Origin of the sequence: Streptomyces sp. NBC_00440 (genome assembly GCF_036014215.1) — a bacterium.
GTDB lineage: Bacteria > Actinomycetota > Actinomycetes > Streptomycetales > Streptomycetaceae > Streptomyces.
In genome coordinates this window covers 8,372,547-8,393,631 of the sequence record NZ_CP107921.1, presented here as the reverse complement: position 1 = coordinate 8,393,631, position 21,085 = coordinate 8,372,547, and the positions used below count along the sequence as shown (strand labels likewise).

Sequence of the window (21,085 nt, the reverse complement as noted above, 5' to 3'; positions counted from 1 at the left end):
GCCGGCCCATGCCCGTCGACAGCGCACCGGAATCCCGGCACCGCGGCAAGTGCCGGCGGCGCCCCTGATCCGCAGCCACAGGCGGTGACCACCTGGGACGGCTTCCAGGCCTTCGCCACCACACCCGTGGCAGCTCCTCCCCCACCCGGCACACCGCACCGCAGCCTCGAGGAACGCCTGGCCTACCACTCGCGGTTCGTCACCGTGCGCACCCCCGCCATCGACGCCCTCGCCAAGAACGTGCGCACCCTGATGATCCTCGGCCGCCACCAGACCGTCACTGCCCGGCCCTCCCTCATCGTCACCGGTCCCGCCGGCGCCGGGAAAACCACCGCCCTGCTCCAGGTCGGCCGCGCCTGCCACCTCGCCCACATCCGCCGCCACGGCGCCACGGCAGCAGCCGGACAAGCCCCCGTCGCCTACGTCCTGGTCCCGCCCGCCGCCAGCGCCAAGACCCTCGCCATCGAATTCGCCCGCTACCTCGGCATCCCCGTCACCACAGGCATGTCCCAGACCCAGATCACGAACGCTGTCTGCCACACCTACACCGCCGCCAAAGTCCAGCTGGTGATGATCGACGAGATCCACCGGCTCAACCCCCGCACCACCACCGGCGCCCAGAGCGCCGACCTGATCAAAGATCTCACTGAACGCATCGGCGCCACCTTCGTCTATGCCGGCATCGACGTCACCACCACGCCCCTGTTCACCGGCGTACGCGGCGCCCAGCTCGCCGGACGCGCCTCCCTCATCGACTGCGACCCCTTCCCCGCCCGCCTCGGCGACGAAGAACCCTTCCGCGACCTCATCACCGCCATGGAAACCGCACTGGATCTGCGCCATCACCGGCCCGGAACCCTCCCCCGGCTGGCCCCGTACCTGCACGAGCGCACCGCCGGCCGCATCGGCAGCCTCGCCCGCCTCATCCGCCAAGCAGCCATCACCGCCCTCATCGACGGCACCGAACGCATCACCAAAACCACCCTCGACGCCATCCGCCTCGACCACCTCGCCGAACAGCACCACCAACCCCGCACCCGGCCGCGAAGCCGGAACACCAGCACGTCGTGAGCCGGACAGACGTCACAACCCGCGCCGCGGCAGGGGCCGCTGCTGCACAGCGCATCGTCGCCGCAGGGACATGGCTGCGGATCCCGTCAGCCGCACCGGGCGTCTCCCGTGTACGGCCACTGCCCGGCGAAGCAACCGCCTCCTACACCCAACGCCTCGCCGACACCTACCAGCTGACCTTGCCCCAGCTCCTCGACGGCGCCAACATCACCCTCCATCGCCACGGCACGCCACCCGCAGCCGAACTCCACCTCAACCACACCGCGACCCAGCACCTCGCCGTCCTGACCCGCACGCCACTCCCCCACCTGACGCGCGCCCTGCCCCGCCTCGTACCCACCGACGACGCCCACCACATCGCTGCCGCCGCGCGCTGGAAGCGGCTCGATGCCGAGCAGCAGCCCGTCCGCGCCTGCGCCCTGTGCACCCGCCACCGCAGCCACGGCACCACCGACACCGCCTGGGTTCATCGGCCGCCGCACCGGCTGGTGTGCCCACGCCACCACCAAGCCGCCCCCGACCCACGACTCGCCACCAGCGTCCGTATCCAGGGCGTGCCCGAACTCGCCGCCGCACATCGCGCCCCCACCAGCGCCTGCTACGACACCCCCGAGCTGCCACCGCCTGGACCGCAGCACGCGCCATCACCACCCGCTGGTACGACCACCAGCAACACCTCACCCACCGCTGGCACACCCGCCTGACCCGGCTCTGCAAGGCCAACCCCCACCTGACCACCACAGGCAACGCCTCCCCCGCCCTGCTGACCCGCGACCTGGTGACCTACCCGGAAACCGTCACCCTCGCCCGCGCACTCGCCGCCCTCCCGAACCGGCCACACCGCGACACCGGCAAGGCCCTCAACCTCATCGCCCACCGACTCGGACTGCCCCGCCTGGCCAGCAACGCGAACGATCCCCTCCGGGCCTTCCTCACCCACACACGCCACTGACCAGCACAAGTCCCCATCCACCCCGGCGCATTGGTACGGCCACCTACGGGCGTGCCACCACACCTACAAGAAAACCAAGATCAATCCCACACAACTACCGGACCACAGGCCAAGAGCCCGAACAACCAAACCGAACACACTCACCAGCCCCGGCCCATCACGCCCGAACCCAACCGCTTCAGCCGTCCCGAATCCCACCCCAAAAGACGGAACACCAGACCAGAACAGCCCAACCCCCTGAAGATCACTACTCCGTCACAGCAGCGAGAGCGGCTGTCCGCGCTGGGCATCAACGCCCCTGTGGCCCCGTCTCCCGCCCCGACGGCGGTCGGTGCGGCGAAGGGGGCCCGGGCAAAGCGGAGCAGGCGCTCCAACGAGGCCTGGCTGCCCTGACGCAGTGGGTGGAGCGGGAAGGCGCGGACCGGCCAGTGCCGCGGCGGCACGGTGAGCCGATCACGGTGGACGGCGAGACGGTGCCGGTGACCGTGAAGCTGGGCGTATGGGTATCGAACACCAAATCGAGGCGCGACAAGCTCACCGCCGATCAGCTCTCCGCCCTCACGGCGCTGGGCGTGGACTGGGCGTGACACGCCACGTCGCCCGTCGTTGAGTTGGGAGATCAGCGAAGTGGAGGCTCCGGAACGTCGTGACCCAAGAGTCTCGTGGCTCCGGGCACGGCGCAGCCTTGGCGGCCTGCGAGACCAAGCGCAGTTGTCGGATATGTGTGATGGTGCGCCGCGCTGGGCACTTCGCACCGTACGGATCTACCCGAACGGATCGTTGCGATCCGTATTCGCTGGGTGATCTACTGCACTCTCCATACGTAGTGGGGGGCACCGTGCGAATAGGAACTTGCATCGCTTCTGCGGTTATGGCCGGTCGGCGACGCAGCAGGAGCGCCGGTGACGCTTGCACCTGCTGATGGGGGGCGCCGGAGTCGGCGCGGCTTCCTCTACCAGGACGCGGTCACCCTTCTGGACTGTCTCGACATGCTGGATGGCCACTGGACGGAAGTCTCCTGGGAGGATTTGGAGGACATCCTCTGCCTTCGCGGAGACGTGCCTTTCTACCGTCAGGTGAAGACGGTAGAAGGTCCGGGAAAGCGCCACAGCATCGCCGACGTCTGCCGTCCCGACATGTCCAAGAAGGAAGCGAACAGAACAGCGGAGTCGAGCTACCTCGGCAAGCTGTTCATGGGAAAACCGCTACCCGAGGGCACGCGGTTCACCCTCATCGTGAACGAGACACCCTTCGCGGACCTATACCCCTTCGCCTGCGAGCGCGGTGACAAGCGTGAGCCGGTGAGCAGCGAGACCCACACCAAGGTGGTCGGGAAGCTCGCGGGGCTGAGCTTGCGAGACGGCCGGGACGTCGGATGGTGCGTCGATCGCCTGGATGTCCTCATCACAGCCCGCACCACGGAGCACGTCGAGAGCGAGGCTCACCGGCGCTTGGTCCCGTTGATCAAGGACTACCTCGGGCAGGAGCCCTTGGTGACTGAGGTCGACGAGGTGCTGAGCGGGCTGGCCCAGTACATCGCGCGAAGCGCAGCCGAGCTACGCCCACGAAGCCACTCCGCTGAGGACTTCCGAGCCATCCTGGACGGCTGTATCCGCAAGGTCACCGGCTTGCGCAGTGACGGCTCCACCGAGCGCCTGATGACCCTCCAACAGAAGCTTCGTCCTGCTGGCGTACTTGAGGCCGAGGCTGAGCGCCAGCATGAGTCGATGCTCGCCTTCCGCCAGGCCCAGCGCAGCACCGTAGGGCTTGGCCGTCAACGCCTTGCTGCCTTCGCAGACAAGGTCTACGCCATCTGTCAGCTGACCTCGGCTCGAAGGCGTGGCGGCTCCATCGCTACTGGTCCCCTGGCATACGCGGCCATCCTGGAGGCGGTCGTCCAGCTCCCGGAGGTGCAGTCCGGAGAAGTGGACTTCAGCCAGGCCGTGGCGGTACTGAGTGACATCACTGCGCGCTGCCAGAACAGGTACGAAGATGCCTCATAAGATCGGCAGGCAGGCCGTGCCGCCCGCTCACAGGGCCTGGGATCCCGATGACTCGGTCGACTTCCACGCCTCCCGGCTGCTGCTCCTCATCCACCTGTGCGGAGAGAGCCCTGGTCCGTACATCGCGGGGCGGACGAAGTTCGCGAAGCTGGACTTCTTTCTGCGCTACCCGGGGTTCCTTGAGCGAGCCCACGCCGCCTTGCCAGGGATGAATGACCGGCAAGGCAGGTACGTCGCCTCGGACGCTGCCGAGATCGAGGCGCCGATGGTGCGCTACCGATACGGTCCTTGGGACCACCGGTACCGCCAGTTCCTTTCCTTCCTCTCCGCGCGCGGTCTGGTCTCCATCACCGTGTCCTACACCCCCGAGCGCGTGAAGCTCACTGCGGCCGGCAAGGCCGCAGCAGCACGCTTCGCGGCAATGGATGAATTCGAGCCCTTGGTGGGCCGCTGTGAAGCCATGCAGGGCAACTTGGCGACGATGTCGGGCACCGATCTGAAAGAACTCATCTACGACCTGTTCCCGGACGAGGTCGGCAACGCGACGTTCCATCAGGAGATCCGACCATGAGTGAGCCCCGTACATCCGAGCGCGGCCTGCGGATCGAGAAGGTCTCCTTGGTCCATCACAGCGGCGAGCTGGACGAGTACGTCTTCGAGTCGGGCAAACTCAACATCCTCACCGGTGTCCGGAACAGCTCGAAGACCACGACCCTCAAAGTGATCGATTACTGCCTGGGCGACCGGGGAAGCCCCGCCGATGCCCTCAAGGGCGCCGTCGCGAGTGAGCACGTCGAGGTCAGTACGGATCGTCGGGTCGATGGTCGGCCGTACAAACTCACGAGGTACTTCACTCATGGGCGAATGGGCAAGATCGGCATCAACGGCGGCGAGATCGCAGCCGCCGACTTCTCAGACTGGATCCTGAACGAACTGGGCTGGCCCAACCTGCTCATCCCCAAGGGCCTCCACCCGACCTCAGCCACCGAGCAGACCCCTCTGTCTTTCCGCAACCCCCTGCGGCACTTCTATCGGAACGAGGACTCCTGGACCAGCTTCGCCGACAAGGAGCAGGAGTTCATGCGGCGAGCCGTCGTTAGTCAGCTCTTGGGCTTCGCCCGGTCACGGACTGCTCAAGCGAACAGGGACTTCGATCTCGCCCGGGCAAAGCGGCGCCTGAACGAAGCCGAGGCCGTCGACCGAGAGGTCCGCGAAAGCACGCTCCAGGCCGTCACAGCGATATCCCAGAACCTGGGCCTCCCCCTCGTCCGCTCCACCGAAGAGGTTGCCGGCGCCCGGAGAGAACTCCGCCGCGAACTCGATGCCGTGTACGAGCGCCGCCGACTCCTGACGGACGAGATTCAGGGCCTCACCGCCGGGACCCCTGTGGCCGGCTCCCCTGCCGGGTACGACCCCTCTCTGACGGACACGTACAGCAACGTCACCACCCGCCTCCGTCAAGCAACCGAGGAGATGGCCAATCTTGGGCATCTCCTTGAAGAGCACCAGCGCTCAGCTCGAACGGTCACCGCGGAGGTAAGCCGCATGGAGCGCCTGGCGACCTCCATCGAGGTGTTCGACACTCTCCCGGTCCGGCTGTGCCCAGCGTGCGAGCAGAACGTCGACCCGCACCGCGACCACGACGAGGATGCCTGCTACCTCTGCTTCCAGCCCGTGGACGACGACAAGCGTCAACGCAGAGCACAGGTGGAGATCAGGTCCCTGAAGTCAGAGCTGGCCGATCTAGATGACGTCATCGCGCGCTCCCAGGACGACCTGGATTCCGCGCGAACCCATCAGCAGCACTTGCACGTGCAGCAAGCTCAACTAGCCCAAGAACTCAACCAGCGTCGCGCGGCGGAACTCGCCCCCTTCATGGCCACGCTGGAAGGTCTCGCCGCGCAGATCGCGCAGCTGGAACACAAGCTGACGGCCTTCCCCGCGATGGAAGAGATCTTCCAACGGCGTACCGATGCGCATCGCAGCGTGCTTTCCGCGCAGCAGCTGGTTGAACGGATCGAGAAGGAACAGGCAAACTCAACGGCGTCCGGGCTGAGTCCCATGGATCGCTGCTCCATCTTCGCCGATCGCATGAACGGCTTTCTCGCCCGCTACAGGGACACGCTATGGGTGGCCGGACAAGTCTCCATCAGGGACACCGACCTCACCTTCTATGTCGGCTCAAAGCCATGGGATCAAGGGCTGGGCGCAGAGGCAAAGGTTCTCTTCTTCCTGGCCTACAGCTACGCCACCCTCTTCCTCGAAGCGGACCTTGACGAGGAATGTGCCTTCCCCGGCCTGCTCCTACTCGACAACCCCTACCAACAAGGCATCGCCGCTAGCGTGGTGCACCAGGCGCTCACAGAGCTGGCCGAAGCCGCCCACGCCAGCGGCACACAGATCATCAGCACCCAGACGCTGCGGCCACCGAGTGCCCAGCACACAATCCGCGAGATCCCGATGCTGCAGGTGTACGACACCCCGTAACCAGGGTGGGAGGGCGCCCGTCAGGTGCCGAGCTGACAGGAGCGCCAACGGCGCCCGGTGCGGCTGATCAGGTCACGGTCCTCCAGGCGACCGAGCTGCTGCTGGACAGGCCGACCCGTTCTCCGATCTGGCGGATCGAGGGCCCTTCGCCGTGATCCGCGATCCAGTTTCTGATCACCCCGCAGAATCTGGACCTGCCGATCGGTCGGGGCGCCGGCACTCATGCCGCCCTCGCTGCGCGACGGTCACCGCGGGCCTGACGGGCGCAGCTCGGTCCGGTCTGCCTGCCTGGCGGGCGGTTGGGTGTTTGGGTGTTCCAGAAGGGGTGCCACCAGATGCGGGCGGACAGGGGAACCGCGTACACACCCCCCCCCGTGGTTATCTAGGGTTCGCAGGCACTTCACGCAGGTCAGGTGGCACGACTCACCGTCAGGCAAGTTAGGCAGGTAGCGTCCAGGAAGTGGTTCGACTGAACCACTTCCTGGACGCCTGTTCGGCGAGCAGTACCCCTACGCGTCCTCGCCGTACTCGGCGACGTAGGCCGCGTAGTTCTCCGCGAGGACGGCCCGGCCAGCCTCTGCGGTGAGGCGGTCCACCGAGGCGACGGCAGGGACCTGCCGCTCCTCAACGGTCGATAGATGAACGCGAGCTCATGTCGTACTGCGGGGGACGGAGGCCAGAATCTCCAGGTCGCCGTCAAGCAGACCGACATCGGTCAGGGTCATGCCGGCTGAGGCGAACTTCTCCGCCGGCGGCAGATCGGGATACCGCTCCCACAGTTTGTGCAGCGCGGGCAGCGCCAAGCGAATGCGTCCGATGACTGCCACGTGTCGAGCAGCGCTGTCAGTGGCGTCTTCGGCCTGTGCCTTCTGTGCTTGGAGGACGGCGATCGCGGCCTTGGTCTCATTCACCGCTTCTTGTGCGACATCCCGCACGTTCCTCTGAGGTCTGCTGAGAGCTTGCCCCTGTGGCCAGGGGCTTCTTCCTCCGTTGGGCGCTCTTCCGTCCGGTGACGGAACTTCTGGATTCTTGAAGCTTTCTCATGTCGCCCGACCGGCCTGCGGTCTGAGCGAAGGCGAGGAGGCTCGGGCCGGCGGCACTGGCAGTCGCAAGAGGCCCTCGCAAGCATCAGGCGCCGGCAGGCCGCCCGCGACCCGGCCCGGCGGCGATGACGCTTCCTGCGCGGGGCGATGGCCGGGCGGGACCGGCAGCCGTCGACCTCGTCCGTGGGCCGACCAATCGCCGCACAGAGGTGACTGGTCTTGTGCTCGGCGACTCCGGGCCCGCGCAGATGAACGTAGTTTCTGCCGCTCCTGGGGAAGCTATTTGATCTTCGCGGCGATGGTCCGGACGAACTCAGGGAGCACATCGTCCCGCCAGACGAAAGGTGCTGGGGCCGGCGTGCCCTTGAAAGTCACGGTGGTCTGCCCGCCTACGGTGAACAGCAGCGGGCCTTTGCGACAGTTCCAACTGCCCTCTTGGAGCCCGGTGATGGCACAGCGATCCGCACCCCCCGCACCCTGGTTGGTATTGATTCCCAGCGCGGCACGATCGACGTAGCTGACAATCAACTTGGGGTCGGCCACGGCCTCGATCCGGAACCAGAACAGGGTAGCGGCGTAGGTCTCGCCCGGAAGGCGCATGCTGTAGAGGCACTGGCCGGACTCGGACCTGTCACTCTCCTTCCACGAGGAGTCCGCAGCAAATTCCTTGATCGACAAGGCGTTGATCGGACGGCTCTCCTGTTTGATGTCCTTGGCGCCAGGGAGGATCGCCTTGATCTCCTCCTGGTCCACGAACGAGCACGCGTCCGGCCACTGATTCGCGGCCAGGATTGCCCCATCCTTGAGTTCAGGAAGGTTGACAGTCGCGTCTCGGGGGGCGGCCTTGCCTATCGCAACATCACCCTCGGACGTCATGTAGGTAGCGACCAGGAGCGTCAGCAGCACGACATTTGACATCAGCAGGGTGAGCATCATGGCTCTGTTCTTCCACATGGCGGCCGATTCTCCCCGATGAGCGAGCTGATCGTCGCCCGCATCCGCTGTGCCGAGGCATCCCGCTGCCGGGAGATCCCGGACACACCGCAGAGCAAGACCGGCCGTCGGTTCCCGTGAACCCAAGGGCCAGAGCCGCCGGACAAGGCTGAAGACCAATGAGTTCGTCCCAAAGCCCCTTCAGTTCGCGCGAACTCATCATGCCCCGGGCGGCACCTTCACGAGAACAGGGCCCGGTACGTGAGTTCACGAATCCCGAACTCGAGGAAGTCGCAGGTCAGCGCGCTGAAGGGCCCCAAAGTGCCTCCCTGGCCTAACGATCGGGCGACTGGCTCCATAGTGTCGCCGCAGGTCAGGGGTGATTACAGAGAGCTACTCGCCACCTGGCAGCAGCTATACGAGAACAGGGCCTCTACGGTCCGTACGTGTTCGCTTTCCGCTGCGCCGAGAGCCTCCTGGGCCCGGCGGTGTTCCTGTTGGGCGTGCCTGAACTGTTCGTCGGCTTCTTCGTACCGGGCGCGCGCCTCACGTACGGGGTCATCCTGGAAATCCGCCATGAGGTCTCCATCGTCGATCGGGCGTCTGTGTCTGCGGGGGGGGCGGGGCACGGCAGCAGCCACTGCGAGGTCGAGGCGCTTGTCCCGCTGCCAGCAGAACGAGCGGCACACGACTTCGGTTCGGTCGAACCAAGATTGAGGGTCGGCACGTACATCACGAACATGCCGTACTTGCCTGAACGACCCGGAGATACCTGTCAGGCACGGGCCGCGGAAGCTACTTGCCTCACATGCCTGACGCCCATTTCGCACCCGCGATAACGGTCGCGGCGTCTTCGACCGGGATGGTGATGTACGCGAAGAGGCCGCCCTGGCGCTCTATCCAGTCGAGCACGCAGCGCTGGGCGGCGCTCAAGTTCAGCGTGTAGAGCGGCGGGGTGACGAACTCCTGCTCGGGTTCGAACGGGAGCGGTGCTGTGGTCATCAGCTCGGCGAATCGGTGTCGCGGTCTGAGCCGCAAGCGCATTGAGCTGGGCTGCCGGGTTCGCCACCACCGGCATCCTCGTCGGCCTCACCTACGGGTCCCTCGCCGCCGCTTCCGACGGCCATGGCTTCACCTACTGGCTGTTCCTCACCCTGATCGTCGCCTGCAACGCCGCCGCGTTCTGCGTGACTCCCTCGTCCTCGTCCGCGGCACGATCGGGCGCCGCTGACCCGTTGCGTACCCACAGGCCCCAGCGGAACGAAGTGGCCGGAAGCCCGGACCGCCCCCGCCAGCCGCTGAGAGACTCGGCATCGTTGTGGTCACCGAGTACCGACGGAGGACACGTTGAGCCAGCAGGAACAGCCCTGGCAGCCGGGCCCGAACGATCTGCCCTTCACCATCCACCTGATCAACCCCCACGGCGACCGGCACCTGGGATTCAACGACGCCGAGGGCCCGCTTCTACCGGCTGTGGCAGCACCGCCAGCCCGAACCGCTCCACGCCGGCGACGCGATCCTGCTGCGTCCCAGCGACATCGACCAGATCATCAAGTTCTCCATGATCTGGGTGAAGAACCATCCCACCGACCCGCGCAGCGGTGACCTGTCGGACGAAGTCGCGGCCGGAGCCAAAGCCGTCGTCCTGCACTTCGCCCAAGCCGCGCATCCCTGAGGCCGTACCAGCCAAGGCCCGGACGTGACGAACTCCAGGTGCGAGCCCAGTAGCCCTAGCTGTATTCACCCGTGAGGTTGGGGACGCGGCTGGCGGGTGGTTGGCCCTTAAGCGCGGTGTGTCCGCGGTGGTGATTGTAGGAGTGCAGCCAGCGGGGGAATGCGTCACGTCGTTCCTGCTCTGAGCGGTAGGGCTTTGCGTAGGCCCACTCGTCGAGCAGGGTGCGGTTGAGTCGTTCGACCTTGCCGTTGGTCTGCGGTCGGTAGGGCCGGGTGCGCTTGTGGGTGATCCCGGCCTTTGCCAGGGTCTCGCGCCAGAGGTAGGACTTGTAGCACGCCCCGTTGTCGGTCAGGACCCGTTCGACGGTGATCCCGCAGTGGGTGAAGAAGGTCTGGGCCCGCTGCCAGAACGCGGTGGCGGTCTCTTTCTTCTCGTCCGTGTGGATCTCGCTGTAAGCCAGACGGGAGTGGTCGTCGACGGCGGTATGGATATAGCTGTAACCGGCCCCGGAGCGGGTCTTGCGGCCTGCCTGGCGGCCCAGGGCCTTGTGACCGCCCCCGTCGGGAATGTTGCCAAGCTTCTTGATGTCCACGTGCACGAGTTCGCCGGGCCGGTCGCGTTCGTAGCGGCGTATGACACGGCCGGTGACCCGATCGAGATGGCTGAGCCGGGCCAAGCCAAAGCGAACCAGCACCCGGTGCACGGTGGATGGCACCAGGCCCAGCAGGTGTGCGATGCGGGCCGGTCCCCACCGCCTCGCGAGGCGGACTTTGATGATCCGGCGTTCGGTCCGGGTCGGCGTGCGTCGAGGGCTGTGGTGGGGGCGGCTGGAACGGTCGCTCATCCCCGCTTCGCCGAGCCGGCGATAGCGCCCGGCCCACCGCTGGGCTGTGGTCGGTGATACCTGGAACCGCTCCGCTGCCCGGCGCAGAGGCCATCCGTCATCAACCACACAGCGGGCCAGCCGCAGGCGTCCGGTCTCGGTCAGAGGTGCATTACGGTGAGGCATGAGGGCCTTTCGGGCTGGTGTAGACGTCGCAATCCACACCGAACCCGGAAGGCCCTCACTCGTTCAAGATCCCCAGACGGTGATCACTGTCACCGCACCCAACCTCCGTGGACAGAACACCTAGCCTCCGGATTGCCCGATGAGCGACTCGACTCCGTCCAGCATCCGTGCGAGCCCGAACTCGAAGAGAGCGTCGAGTTCGAGGCCGGGATCCTCCTGGTCGAAGAGAGTGGACAGGATCGGATAGGACCCGGCGGTCTGGATCGTCTCCATCCGCGGTTCGTTGGAGGCCATCCACTCCTCCGGAGTCATGCCGGTGTCCTGCCGTGCTTGCGACTCCAGCTCGACGGCCGCCGCGACCCCCTGGGCGTACCCGAGGAGCGCGAGGTGGACGTGGAGGATCTGGGTCGGTGTCAGCCCCAGTCCGGTCAGGGCGCTGAGGACCCGCTCGGTGTACCGCATCCCGTGGGGTGAGGCCATCGGCCGGGTGAGGGCGGCCATGGCTCGTGCCAGCCAAGGATGGCGCCGGTACAGGCCCCACAGCCAGCGGGCCTCCCGTTCCAGTTGTGCGCGCCAGCCGGCCGGTCGCGACCCCGGCGGTTCTCCGTTGAACACCGTCTCCGACATCAGCCGTACGAGCTCGCCCTTGCTCGGGACGTGGCGGTAGAGCGCCATGGTGGAAACCCTGAACTTGGTTGCGACTCGGCGCATGGAGAGCGCGGCGAGCCCTTCGGCGTCGACGAGGGCGATCGCGGTGCGGATGATGCGATCCCGGGTGAGTCCGTGGTGCGGAGCCGGGGGCCGTTCTCGTCCTGACTCGGCGACCACGGTGCCGACGCCGGGCACGGCCCGCACCAGCCCCTCCTGGCTCAGGGTGGCGAGCGCCTTCGTCGCGGTCGCCATGGCGACGCCCCACTCCTGGGTGATGCGCCGGGTGGAAGGGATACGGGCACCGGGCTCAAGCTCACCCGAGGCAATGAGCCGACGGATGTCGCCAGCGATGCGGAGGTAGGGCGGTTCCACAGTCATGACCGCACTGTACTAGTGCACTCACACGGCATTGATACTGCTCAAAGCCGATAGTTGGCGGGGTGCACTAGGTATCTGTTTGCGGCGTACGCCATGCTCCCGGTTCCCTGCCGTTCATGGAGAACACACCCGGCCCCCGCGCGGGGCGCAAGGAATGGACCGCCCTGGGCGTCCTGATGCTGCCCCTGCTCCTCGTCTCGATGGACGTCTCGGTCCTGTACTTCGCCATCCCCTACGTCAGTCAGGACCTGGAGCCCAGCGCGACGCTGTGGATCCTCGACATGTACGGCTTCGTCCTCGCCGGGCTCCTCATCCCGATGGGGGCGCTCGGCGACCGGATCGGCCGGCGCACGCTGGTGCTCGCGGGAGCGGTGCTCTTCGGAGCGGCCTCGGTCGCCGCCGCGTACGCGCACACCGCCGAACTGCTCATCGCCGTACGCGCGCTGCTGGGTCTCGGCGGCGCCGCCTTGATGCCCTCGACCCTCGCCCTGATCCGCAACCTCTTCCACGACGAGAAGCAGCGCGGCAAGGCGGTGACCCTGTGGCCCGCCGTCATGACGACGGGCATTTCACTGGGGCCCCGTGGTCAGCGGTCTGCTTCTGGAGCACTTCTGGTGGGGCGCGGTCTTCCTGATCAACCTGCCCGCGATGGTGCTGGTGCCGTTCCTCGTGCCGGAGTTCAAGTCAGCGAAGCGCGAGCGCTTCGACCTGCTGAGCTCGGTGCTGTCCCTCGGCGCTGTGCTCCTGGTCATCTACGGCATCAAGGAATGGGCCCGGCACGGGTACAAGCCCCTGCCCGCCCTCGCCATCAGCGTAGGGCTCGTCCTCGGCTTCGTCTTCGTACTCCGGCAGAAGCACCTCGCGCATCCGATGATCGACCTCGGCCTGCTCGGCCGGCGCACCTTCCGCGGCCCGGTGTTCGCCAATCTCCTTGCGATGTTCGCCACGGTCGGGATGGCTGTCTTCCTCACCCAGTATCTGCAGTCCGTCCTCGGGCTGAGCCCGTTCAACGCCGCACTGTGGAGCCTGGTACCGGCCGCCGGAGTGGCCGTCATGGCGCCGGCCGGAGCTGCGCTCGCACAGCGCATGGACCGCGCATACGTCATGGGCGGCGGCTTCCTCCTCGCTGGCTGCGGATTCCTCTGGCTCACCCAGGTACGCACCGACTCGGCACTCTGGTTCACCCTCGCCGGCGTCTCCCTGTACGCGGGCGGCCTGGTCGCCGCCATGACCCTCGCCAACGAACTCACCCTCGGCGCGGCCCCGCCGGAGCGCGCGGGATCAGCCGCGGCCGTGCTGGAGTCAGGCCAGGAACTCGGCGGAGCGCTGGGCATGGCGATCCTCGGATCCATCGGGGCAGCGGTGTACACCCGGGATATGGCCGGAGCACTGCCCTCGGGAGTACCGCAGGCCGAAGCCGTCCGCGAAACGCTGGGCGGCGCGACGGCCCCCGCGGCCCAGCTTCCGGGCGGGACCGAAGATGCCGTACTGGCGGCCGCGCGTGACGCGTTCACTCACGGGATGAGCCTCGCGGCTGTCGGCGCGGCCGTCGTCATGGCCGGTGCCGCCCTCTTCTCGTTCACATGGCTGAGGGGCGCAGGTAAGACGACGCGCACGACGGAATCATCTGCCGACCCACAGCCCGCGACCCTCTCGTCGTGATGGCCAGTAGTCCTGCTTCGAACACCAAGCAGCAAGTAGCCCCGAACTCGGTTCGTGAGGGCTCACCTGCGGCGGGCGGGCGGGATCGCGTCCGGCGACGTGCCGGGCCACGGCGTCGACGCCCGGGCGGGCGTATCGCTCCAGGGAGCGGACGGATGCGTGTCGGGAGCGGGCCAGCAGCATCGGGGTGGAGGTGCCGTCCTCGGCGTCGTGCGTCAGGGCGCTGTGGCGGAGCCGGTGAAGTGTCCAGCCGTTCAGGTCCTCTGTCCTCGGGTGAGGCGAGCGGGTTCGCCAGCAGCCGGGTGTTCTCCTCGAAGATCTCCTCAGCCCGACGGTAGGAGAGCCGTGGCCCGGCCGGTCTCCGGGCACACGTCCAGTGTCGGCGTTCCGGCCGGGGCCTTGCGGTCGGTGAGGAACAGCGGGCCGCGGGTACGGCGGGCGATCAAGCGGGGCAGCAGCTGAGCGGTGCCGGACTGCCAGTGTGGCGGCGCAGGCACTCGGCGTCCGTCATCGGCCGCGCCGGGGCCTCCTCGAACAGCTTCTCGACCGGCTTGAGCGGAACGTGAAAGTGCCTCGCTTGACAAGGGCGAGCCCCAAGCGGGCTGCAGGGGTAGTGGAGTTGAAGGTGTGGGAGCGGCGGGCTGCCCGGTCTAGGATCGGCGCGCGTGCGGGGCGGCCGGCGCTCCGCTGTCCGACGTGAGGGGCGGGGCATGGCACCGACGGCCGTGAACGAACTGGGCGGGCCCGACCGAGCCGGTGTGTATCCGCAGGGTGCGGTCCCGGACGGGTTCCGGCCCTGGCGCTTCCGGTACCGGGGCGGAGAGTTCGACTGCTCGCCGGTCGTCTGCGACGGCACGGTGTACGTCAATGCCTCGCGGGGCCCCTGCTTCGCCCTGGACGCCCTGACTGGCGCGTGCCGCTGGCGCTTCGCCGCTCCCGGGGGTGTGTGCAACGCACCGGCGGTCATGGACGGCCAGGTCTTCGTCACCGACTGGAACCACGGGCTGTCGGCGCTCGACGCGGTCAGCGGCCGGGTCCGCTGGCACCGCGAGGGCTCCCGGTACTGCAAGAACGTTCTCGCGCAGGGGGGTGTGGTCTACCTGTCGGACGTCGGCTACCCGTTCAAGTTCATCCGGGGCAAAGGGGATCTGGTGGCGGTGGACGCCGCGAGCGGGCAGGACCTGTGGCAGACCCCGAAGAGCGACTACGGGGCAAACACGATCGCTCTGTCCGGTGGCCGGATCTTCCACAACGGGGGCGAGGGCGAGCTGTCCGCCTACGATGCCCGCTCGGGAGAACTGCTGTGGCGTGACGCCGGCGGCGGCCGGCAGGAGTTCGGGTCCTCCTGTCCGCCGAGCGTCGCGAACCGGGTGGTGTACGCCGGCTCCGGCGCGGTGCTCTCCGCGTTCAACAGGGGCGGGCGCGACCTGTGGGGATGCCGTACGGGTGGCCCGGTCCTGGAGGCACCCGCCGTGCGGGGCGACACGGTGTACGTGAGCGTCGAGCGCGTGGGCGTCTACGCGCTGAACGCGTCCGACGGCCAGCAGCGCTGGCGGCTTGCGGACGCCGACGGCGGTTCCGCGTTCGCGATCAGCGGCCCGACGGGCTGGCTGGTCACGGGACGCGACCGGCGGTACCTGTGCGCGGTGGACCTGGCCACGGGAAAGCGGCTGTGGCAGCGCGACTTGGGTGGGCGCGGCCGGGGGACCACCCCCTTCCTGTGGCAGGGCATCGCCTTCCTGGCCGCTGGCCGCGACAGCGTGATCGCCGCGGAGGCCGAACAGGGCCTGATGCCCCCACGCCTGCGGCCCGCCCAGCGCTTCCGGGGCGGCCGGAGTACCGGGCTCGGGTGAGCGACTCTTTCCAAGGGCCTGGGGCTGCTTACCGCCAGGGCTTTCGGGCTGCCTGGACCGCCCGTTCCCCGGCCCTGGAGTGCGGCCGCGCTCCTGGCGTGGTACAGGCGCGCTAGGAATCGGCGACGAGAAGCTGGTTCAAGGTCTGTCGACGAAAGTCGACCGAGGCGGTGGAGAGCGTCGCCTGTACGTCGGCCGGGGTCGGGCGCCGCTCTCCTTCGGCGAGCGGTTCCCTAGACTGAGCGGGTGCCCACCTCCCAGAAGCGCCCCGCGAAGCCGTCCGGCATTCGAGCTCCTAAGCAGGAGCGCAGTCAGCGATCCTTCGAGCTGGTGCTGGACACCGCCCTGGAGCTGCTCGCCGAGCAGGGCTACCAGGGTTTCTCGCTCACTGAGGTGAGCCGACGTTCCAAGGTTTCGGTGGGGGCCATCTACACCCGGGTCGACGGCAAGGACGATGTCCTCCGCGCGGCGCAGGAGCGGTTCCAGGAGCAGTTTTCCACCGAGCAGCAGGAGCTGTTGCGCGCTGACCGGTGGGAGGGGAAGCCGCTCCCGGATCTGCTGCCCGAACTGATCGAGGGGTTCGCCCGTCTGCTGGAACGGCGCGGGAAGGTACTGGGCGCCTTTATGCAGTTGGGCGCGGTGGACGAGACGGTGGCCAGGGTCGGGAAGGTGGGCTACTTCGATCTGCGGGACCGCTTCACAGCCCTGCTTCTGGCGCGCCGGGACGAGATCCGCCACTCGGATCCGGAGCGGGCGGTCGGGTCCTGCTTCGTCACTGTGTACGCGACGCTCGCTCGTGCCATGGCTCTGGACGTTGCGGCGGAGGCTGCGGAGGCGGCGGGCGGCGACGGTGGCCTGTCCGCGCTCGTCGAGGACCTCGGTGCGATGACGTTGTCGTTCTTGTGCTTCGACAGGTCGTCGGGGTCCTGAGATCTCGGCGCCAGACGCCCTTGCGTCCGGCGCCGCGGGTTTCAACCGATCGGGCCCGTGAGCAAATTGCCGTCCCGGTCGATGTAGACACGGAAGCGCTGGAAGATGTCCCGGCTGGAGCGGGCCAGGCGGATCTCCCACCGGCCTGCCCGCGGCTGCCAGCTGCCTGCCCGGGTGTCCCACATGCTGAAGTCCTGCACGTTCAGGGGGATGTCGACCCGCAGCTCCGCCGGCCCGGGGGGGACGTGGACGGCGGCGAAGCCCACCAGGTGTTGTTCGGGGCGGCCGGGTTCCGCGGTATTGGTGTCCGTGAGCGGGGCGGCGTACACCTGGATCACTTCCTTGCCGACCCGCCCTGCCGCGTTGTTGAGCGTGACTCCGGCCAGGGCGAGGTGCCGGCTGGTGGGGTCGGTGTGCAGGTGCGCGGCGCGCCAGCGGATGTCGCCGTATCCGAGGCCGTGGCCGAAGCAGAAGCGGGGTGTTGTGTGCAGGGCGTCGAAGTGCCGGTAGCCGGTCAGGACGCCTTCGGTGTAGGTGAGGCGGCCGTCGTCGGACGGGGCGGTCGCTGTCACGGCGTGGTCGGTGTCCGCGCGGGCCAGCGTGACCGGGAGTCGTCCGCCGGGTACCAGTGCCCCGGTCAGGACGTCGGCCAGGGCGGGTCCGTACTCCTGGCCGGGGAACCAGGTCAGCAGGACGGCCGCTGCCCGGTCGGCCCACGGCATGTCCGCGGCGAAGGGGGCGTTGACCACCACGACGGTGCGCGGGTTGGCCGCGCAGACCTGCTCGATCAGTTTGGTCTGGGCGGCGGGCAGGGCGAGGGAGTCACGGTCCTGGCTCTCCAGTGAACTGTCCTGGGAGACTCCGGCGAATACGATCGCGGCGTCCGCCTCTCGTGCGGCGTGCACCGCGCGCTCGGCCAGATCGGTCGGCACGGCGGCATGTCCGCCGAATTGCATGCCCTGGGCGCGGCCGCCGCCGGTGAAGCTCATCTCGAAGTCGATGCGGACCTGCCGGCCGGCTGTCAGCTCGACGGGGGCCCGGGTGACGTCTCCGTGCAGCAGTGCTCCCATCACGTCGGCGGCAAGTGCCCGGGAACCCCCTCGTCCGGTCTCCCGACCGTCGATCAGCAGGCGTACGTCGCCGGTGCCGGCGAAGTGGAAGTCGTAGGTGCCGTCGGTTTCGGGTGTGAGCAGGCACGAAGCCCGTACGAGCCCGTTGGACCCGGGTGGCAGGTCGGCCAGGGCGCCGATGCCGGGCAGTTCGGTGAACCACACCAGGATCCCGGTGGCCCGGGTGTCGGTGGCCAGAGGCTCGGACACCGCGCCGTCGGTGTTGACGTGGTGGTAGGTGACGGTGAAACCGGGTGCGCCGGGTGAACCGGTGGCCCGGGGGCCGAGGGGCAGCAGGGAGGGCACGCGGGACTCGGACGGTGCGCCGGGCTCGTGGGCCGTGACCCGGGGGCCGAGTGCCTGGCGCAGTGCCGCCAGGGGTGTGCGGACCTCGGGGCCGAGGGCGATGCGGGCGAAGGTGCCCCCTTGGTAGGCGGGTTGGTCGGCGTGGGGGCCGAGAACCGCGACGGTCGTGTCAGCGGCGAGGGGCAGGAGTGTGCGGTCGTTCTTCAGCAGGACGAAGGAGTCTGCCGCCGCCTCGTGCAGCACCCGCCGGGTCTCGGCGGCCGGCCGGGTGGGAGCGGTGCGTCCGGCGGTGCGCCGGGACAGCAGGGCCAAGCGTTCGGCGGCCCGCTCGACCGTGGACGCGGCGACGTCGCCGGCCCGCACGGCCCCGGCGGCGGCGGGACCGAGATGGCGGGCGGGCCCTGGCATCTCCAGGTCGAGGCCCGCGGTGAGGGAGGCGGTGGTGGAGTGGGTGCCGAACCAGTCGGACATCACCACGCCGTCCCAGTTCCACTGCTCGCGCAGGACGCGGGTAAGCAGCTCGGGGTGTTCGGCGCAGTGCTGGCCGTTGACCTTGTTGTAGGCGGCCATCATGGCCCATACGCCGGCGCGCGCGGCGGCGGCGAAGGGCGCCAAATAGACTTCGTGGAGGGTCTGTTCGTCGATCTGGACGTCGTAGCCGTGGCGGCCTGTCTCGGTGTCGTTGCACACCAGGTGCTTGGCGCAGGCCGCGACACCCTTGCTCTGCACACCGGTGATCCAGGCGGCCCCGAGGACGCCGGCGAGGTAGGGGTCCTCACCGAAGTGCTCGAAGTTGCGGCCGCCCGCCGGGCTGCGGCTCAGGTTCAGGTTGGGGCCGAGCAGGACGTCGACGTCGCGCGCGGCGGCCTGTTCCCCGAGCAGTTCCCCGACCGCCTCCACGGTGGTGCGGTTGAAGGTGGCGGCCAGCGCGGTGCCGCAGGGCGCCAACAGCGAGATGTCCCGCTCGTCGAGGAGGCCGCCGGTGACGCCCATGGGGCCGTCGACCAGGCGCAGAGCGCGCACATGGTGCTCGGGGTTTCGGTGCGTGGTATGCATGTCGGCGCCGGCGGTGAGGCGGGCCAGCAGGTCGAGGTTGTCCGGGTCGTTCACGGGGTCACAGGGCCTTCGTCGGTGAGCTGTCGTGCGGAGTGGAGGGCGGCCGGCGTGCCTGCGCCATCGCGGGGGTGGGTGGGCACGCCGGATGACGCGGCTGCCGGTTTCAGGCGGCGCGCACGGCGGCCGGGGCCGCGGCGTGCCGCAGCGCGAAGTCGTGCACCTGGCCGCCGAGCATCGCCAGCTGGTCGGCGGCGGCGGAGTCCGCGCAGGTGCCGTCGGCCTCGAAAAGCCTGGTTCGTGCTGAATTGAGGGTGACGCCCAGCGGTGTCGGCCAGCCCCGCATGGCGTGGACAACGTTACGCAGGGCGCTCAGCGTGGTCCCGCACGCCTGCCAGCCGGCCGCGGTGACGACCAGGCCGACGGCGCGGCCGTCGAAGTAGACGCGGTCGTCGTCGCGCAGGTCCTCCAGCAGGTCGACGGCGTTCTTGACCAGTCCGGAGATGCCGCCGTGGTAGCCGGGCGAGCCGATGACCAGCCCGTCGGCCTGCCGCACGGCCTCGACCAGGCGCTTCTGCTCCTCAGTGCGTTCGGGGCGCTCCGGGGCGTAGTGAGGGAGTGCGGCGAGGAAGTCGCCCCCGAAGTGCACGGTGCGGGCGCCGCGCCGCTCGGTGGCGGCGAGGGCGGTGCGCACGGCCAGTTCGCTGCTGGAGCCGGGGCGGGTGGTGCCGCCGATACCGACGATGAGGTGACTCATGGTGTGGAGCTGCCTTACTGGTCGGTGGAGCGGAAGCGGGGCATGACCTCGTCGGCGAACAGGCGCAGCGAGGACTGGGTGAGGGCGTAGCGCTCGGGGGTGAGGGGGCCGTTGGTGAAGCCCATGAGGATGTTGCCGACACCCAGCTGCTCGTAGTGGCGCAGCTGTTCGGCGACCGTCTCCGGGCTGCCGTACAGGCACCAGGTGCGGATCCAGTCCTCGGACAGTGCGTTCGGCGGGTCGGGCAGGTCGACGCCGCTGATGGCTTCGGCCCGCTTGTTGAAGGCGTGCTCGCGCTCGATGGCTTCCTGGTAGGCGCCGAGGATGATGTCCAGTTCCTCCCGGGCCTGCTCGTCGGTGGGTGCGACGTGCACGCACTGGTAGGAGTGGGTGGTCCAGGACATGGAGTCGTCGATGACGTTCTGCGGCTGTCCGGAGCCGGCCATGGCCGCCCGGTAGGCGTCGAGGTATTTCTGGAAGGCGGTCGACGGCTCCCCGCTCGCTGGGATCGGCGGGACGAAGGCGGGGATGAAGGCGGGCCAGCCGTACTTCGCGGCGCGTGCGGTGCTGGTTTCGCGCATCGCCACGCTCATCAGGCGGTGACGGTCGCTGTAGGGGGCGGGCACGATTCGCTGGACCACGGCGCCCTTGTAGGGGCCGTGCTCGAACTCGATGGGCTCGTCCTCGACCTTCTTCGCCCACAGCCGCTGGACCAGTTCGGCCTGGGCGTCCATGAGGTTTTTGGAGTCCTGGAAGTTCACGCCGAAGCCGATGGTCTCCTCGGGGGTGGTGCCCGAGCCGATGCCGACCAGCAGCTTCCCGCCGGTGAGGTGGTCGAGGAGGTTCACCCGCTCGGCGAAGCGGACCGGGTGGTGCAGCGGCAGCGTGGTCACCGAGAAGCCGTAGTGCACGTTCTGTGTCCGGCCGGCCAGGTAGGCCGCGAACAGGAATGGATCCGATGCCATCGGCGCGTAGCCGGTGAAGTGGTGGTCGGGCAGGAAGACGGCGTCGAAGCCGAGCCGGTCGGCCTCCAGCGCGTGGTCGGCCAGGGTCTGGATGACGTAGGAGTCGTCGTCGGGACCGGTGGAACGGCCGACGAGGAACACGGAGAAGTGCACGAGCAGCCCCAGATCGAATAAACGGAATCGAGATTCTGAATCTAGGTCGGCCATAGCCCCCGGTCAAGACCGGGAACCGAGGAAACAAAAACAGA

The 21,085-nt window shown here is 68.3% G+C and carries 19 protein-coding genes and 1 pseudogene; 10 read left to right on the top strand and 10 right to left on the bottom strand.

Annotation, left to right across the window (positions count from 1 at the left end; translation table 11 throughout):
• Window positions 1-84 precede the first annotated feature (84 nt).
• The 7 genes from OHB13_RS37345 to OHB13_RS37315 all read left to right on the top strand — a co-directional run bounded on the left by OHB13_RS37345 (window position 85) and on the right by OHB13_RS37315 (window position 6,513).
• Window positions 85-1,071, top strand: coding sequence for an ATP-binding protein (locus OHB13_RS37345; RefSeq protein ID WP_328374576.1), 987 nt, complete (start codon window positions 85-87; stop codon window positions 1,069-1,071).
• Complete coding sequence (locus tag OHB13_RS37340; protein ID WP_328374578.1) at window positions 1,068-1,775, top strand: TniQ family protein; 708 nt, start codon at window positions 1,068-1,070, stop codon at window positions 1,773-1,775. Before OHB13_RS37345 ends, OHB13_RS37340 begins: the two co-directional genes overlap by 4 nt.
• A 74-nt stretch (window positions 1,776-1,849) precedes the next feature.
• Window positions 1,850-2,023 (top strand): hypothetical protein, encoded by a 174-nt coding sequence (locus OHB13_RS37335; protein WP_328374580.1) that lies wholly within the window; start codon window positions 1,850-1,852, stop codon window positions 2,021-2,023.
• Window positions 2,024-2,424: 401 nt separating this feature from the next.
• The gene (locus OHB13_RS38865) at window positions 2,425-2,610 is read left to right on the top strand and encodes a helicase associated domain-containing protein (RefSeq protein WP_443062988.1); all 186 of its coding nucleotides are present in this window, start codon (window positions 2,425-2,427) and stop codon (window positions 2,608-2,610) included.
• A 315-nt stretch (window positions 2,611-2,925) separates the two neighbouring features.
• Entirely contained in the window at window positions 2,926-4,026 is a 1,101-nt protein-coding gene (locus OHB13_RS37325) for a dsDNA nuclease domain-containing protein (protein ID WP_327372368.1), read from the top strand.
• Entirely contained in the window at window positions 4,016-4,597 is a 582-nt protein-coding gene (locus OHB13_RS37320) for a hypothetical protein (protein WP_328380180.1), read from the top strand. The genes OHB13_RS37325 and OHB13_RS37320 overlap by 11 nt, the downstream gene beginning before the upstream one ends.
• A complete protein-coding gene (locus OHB13_RS37315; RefSeq protein WP_328380179.1) occupies window positions 4,594-6,513 on the top strand; it encodes a hypothetical protein in 1,920 nt (639 codons plus the stop codon). Before OHB13_RS37320 ends, OHB13_RS37315 begins: the two co-directional genes overlap by 4 nt.
• Window positions 6,514-6,580: 67 nt before the next feature.
• Here OHB13_RS37315 and OHB13_RS37310 read toward each other — a convergent pair whose 3' ends face one another.
• From OHB13_RS37310 to OHB13_RS37285, 6 genes are all read right to left on the bottom strand, one after another.
• Window positions 6,581-6,691, bottom strand: coding sequence for a hypothetical protein (locus OHB13_RS37310; protein ID WP_328380178.1), 111 nt, complete (start codon window positions 6,689-6,691; stop codon window positions 6,581-6,583).
• A gap of 472 nt (window positions 6,692-7,163) precedes the next feature.
• On the bottom strand, window positions 7,164-7,424 hold the full coding sequence (locus OHB13_RS37305; RefSeq protein ID WP_328380177.1) for a hypothetical protein: 261 nt from the start codon (window positions 7,422-7,424) through the stop codon (window positions 7,164-7,166).
• Between the two features lie 411 nt (window positions 7,425-7,835).
• Complete coding sequence (locus OHB13_RS37300) at window positions 7,836-8,492, bottom strand: hypothetical protein (RefSeq protein WP_328380176.1); 657 nt, start codon at window positions 8,490-8,492, stop codon at window positions 7,836-7,838.
• Between the two features lie 801 nt (window positions 8,493-9,293).
• Entirely contained in the window at window positions 9,294-9,491 is a 198-nt protein-coding gene (locus OHB13_RS37295) for a hypothetical protein (protein ID WP_328380175.1), read from the bottom strand.
• Window positions 9,492-10,219: 728 nt separating this feature from the next.
• Window positions 10,220-11,173: an IS481 family transposase gene (locus tag OHB13_RS37290; RefSeq protein ID WP_328380123.1), complete on the bottom strand. Its 954-nt coding sequence runs from the start codon at window positions 11,171-11,173 to the stop codon at window positions 10,220-10,222.
• Between the two features lie 120 nt (window positions 11,174-11,293).
• The gene (locus tag OHB13_RS37285) at window positions 11,294-12,202 is read right to left on the bottom strand and encodes a TetR/AcrR family transcriptional regulator C-terminal domain-containing protein (RefSeq protein WP_328380174.1); all 909 of its coding nucleotides are present in this window, start codon (window positions 12,200-12,202) and stop codon (window positions 11,294-11,296) included.
• Window positions 12,203-12,318: 116 nt separating this feature from the next.
• Here OHB13_RS37285 and OHB13_RS37280 point away from each other — a divergent pair.
• Window positions 12,319-13,864, top strand: a pseudogene (locus OHB13_RS37280) (MFS transporter).
• Between the two features lie 323 nt (window positions 13,865-14,187).
• On the opposite strand, the gene OHB13_RS37275 reads toward OHB13_RS37280, so the two are convergent.
• Window positions 14,188-14,361 (bottom strand): hypothetical protein, encoded by a 174-nt coding sequence (locus OHB13_RS37275; protein WP_328380173.1) that lies wholly within the window; start codon window positions 14,359-14,361, stop codon window positions 14,188-14,190.
• A 213-nt stretch (window positions 14,362-14,574) separates the two neighbouring features.
• Here OHB13_RS37275 and OHB13_RS37270 point away from each other — a divergent pair, with 213 nt between their 5' ends.
• Window positions 14,575-15,717 (top strand): PQQ-binding-like beta-propeller repeat protein, encoded by a 1,143-nt coding sequence (locus tag OHB13_RS37270; protein WP_328380172.1) that lies wholly within the window; start codon window positions 14,575-14,577, stop codon window positions 15,715-15,717.
• 246 nt (window positions 15,718-15,963) lie between these two features.
• Window positions 15,964-16,647, top strand: a complete 684-nt coding sequence (locus OHB13_RS37265; protein ID WP_328380171.1) for a TetR/AcrR family transcriptional regulator — start codon at window positions 15,964-15,966, stop codon at window positions 16,645-16,647.
• 41 nt (window positions 16,648-16,688) lie between these two features.
• Here the strand turns inward: OHB13_RS37265 and OHB13_RS37260 are convergent, their stop codons facing one another.
• From OHB13_RS37260 to OHB13_RS37250, 3 genes are all read right to left on the bottom strand, one after another.
• Window positions 16,689-19,172, bottom strand: a complete 2,484-nt coding sequence (locus OHB13_RS37260; protein ID WP_328380170.1) for a glycoside hydrolase family 3 protein — start codon at window positions 19,170-19,172, stop codon at window positions 16,689-16,691.
• 109 nt (window positions 19,173-19,281) lie between these two features.
• Window positions 19,282-19,872 (bottom strand): NADPH-dependent FMN reductase, encoded by a 591-nt coding sequence (locus OHB13_RS37255; protein WP_328380169.1) that lies wholly within the window; start codon window positions 19,870-19,872, stop codon window positions 19,282-19,284.
• Between the two features lie 14 nt (window positions 19,873-19,886).
• A complete protein-coding gene (locus OHB13_RS37250) occupies window positions 19,887-20,990 on the bottom strand; it encodes an LLM class flavin-dependent oxidoreductase (RefSeq protein ID WP_328380168.1) in 1,104 nt (367 codons plus the stop codon).
• Window positions 20,991-21,085: the final 95 nt, after the last annotated feature.